This is a genomic window from Franzmannia pantelleriensis (assembly GCF_900102875.1).
Classification (GTDB): Bacteria; Pseudomonadota; Gammaproteobacteria; order Pseudomonadales; family Halomonadaceae; genus Franzmannia; species Franzmannia pantelleriensis.
Genome location: NZ_FNGH01000036.1, coordinates 1 through 1920, shown reverse-complemented (window position 1 = coordinate 1920; position 1920 = coordinate 1). Strand labels below are relative to the sequence as shown.

1 rRNA gene is annotated in these 1920 nt (G+C 55.8%); it reads left to right on the top strand.

The window, feature by feature from the left end:
* Positions 1 to 316: 316 nt before the first annotated feature.
* Positions 317 to 1854 (top strand): 16S ribosomal RNA (locus tag BLT16_RS20435).
* The last annotated feature ends 66 nt before the right edge of the window (positions 1855 to 1920 follow it).

Below are 1920 nucleotides of genomic sequence, written 5' to 3'. Positions count from 1 at the left end.
GTGAGTTGGCAGCGACGAGGTCGCCGCGATATTCGCCGCCGAGGCTTGACAACGCACGCCGCTTCAGTAGAATACGCCTTCCTTGCAGGGCGCTAGGCCAAGGGCCTGGCAATGCAAGATGCTCTTTAACAATCGATCAGGTAATTCATGTGGGCGCTTGTCGATGACGAGGTGATCAGTCACCACATCATCAAGGCAAGCGACTCGTCACCGATCTTCGGATCGGAATTGAGTAAACGTTTGAACCTTGAGCCAAGATTGGTTCGCTTTTGCCCGGTCTCTACGGAGGCGGGGTGAGCAAGAACCGCATTGATTGAAACTGAAGAGTTTGATCATGGCTCAGATTGAACGCTGGCGGCAGGCCTAACACATGCAAGTCGAGCGGCAGCACGGGAAGCTTGCTTCCTGGTGGCGAGCGGCGGACGGGTGAGTAATGCATAGGAATCTGCCCGATAGTGGGGGATAACCTGGGGAAACTCAGGCTAATACCGCATACGTCCTACGGGAGAAAGCAGGGGCTCTTCGGACCTTGCGCTATCGGATGAGCCTATGTCGGATTAGCTAGTTGGTGAGGTAATGGCTCACCAAGGCGACGATCCGTAGCTGGTCTGAGAGGATGATCAGCCACATCGGGACTGAGACACGGCCCGAACTCCTACGGGAGGCAGCAGTGGGGAATATTGGACAATGGGGGCAACCCTGATCCAGCCATGCCGCGTGTGTGAAGAAGGCCTTCGGGTTGTAAAGCACTTTCAGTGAGGAAGAAGGCCTCGGGCTTAATACGTCCGAGGGAGGACATCACTCACAGAAGAAGCACCGGCTAACTCCGTGCCAGCAGCCGCGGTAATACGGAGGGTGCGAGCGTTAATCGGAATTACTGGGCGTAAAGCGCGCGTAGGTGGCGTGATAAGCCGGTTGTGAAAGCCCCGGGCTCAACCTGGGAACGGCATCCGGAACTGTCATGCTAGAGTGCAGGAGAGGAAGGTAGAATTCCCGGTGTAGCGGTGAAATGCGTAGAGATCGGGAGGAATACCAGTGGCGAAGGCGGCCTTCTGGACTGACACTGACACTGAGGTGCGAAAGCGTGGGTAGCAAACAGGATTAGATACCCTGGTAGTCCACGCCGTAAACGATGTCGACTAGCCGTTGGGAGCCTCGAGTTCTTAGTGGCGCAGTTAACGCGATAAGTCGACCGCCTGGGGAGTACGGCCGCAAGGTTAAAACTCAAATGAATTGACGGGGGCCCGCACAAGCGGTGGAGCATGTGGTTTAATTCGATGCAACGCGAAGAACCTTACCTACCCTTGACATCTTCGGAAGCCGAGAGAGATCTTGGTGTGCCTTCGGGAACCGAAAGACAGGTGCTGCATGGCTGTCGTCAGCTCGTGTTGTGAAATGTTGGGTTAAGTCCCGTAACGAGCGCAACCCCTGTCCCTATTTGCCAGCGATTCGGTCGGGAACTCTAGGGAGACTGCCGGTGACAAACCGGAGGAAGGTGGGGACGACGTCAAGTCATCATGGCCCTTACGGGTAGGGCTACACACGTGCTACAATGGCAGGTACAAAGGGTTGCAAGACGGCGACGTGGAGCTAATCCCATAAAGCCTGCCTCAGTCCGGATCGGAGTCTGCAACTCGACTCCGTGAAGTCGGAATCGCTAGTAATCGTGCATCAGAATGGCACGGTGAATACGTTCCCGGGCCTTGTACACACCGCCCGTCACACCATGGGAGTGGACTGCACCAGAAGTGGTTAGCCTAACTTCGGAGGGCGATCACCACGGTGTGGTTCATGACTGGGGTGAAGTCGTAACAAGGTAGCCGTAGGGGAACCTGCGGCTGGATCACCTCCTTACCGACGACTTATCTCGTGTCGGCAAGTGCTCACAATGAATTACCTGATCGGCCAGAGCAAAGACTG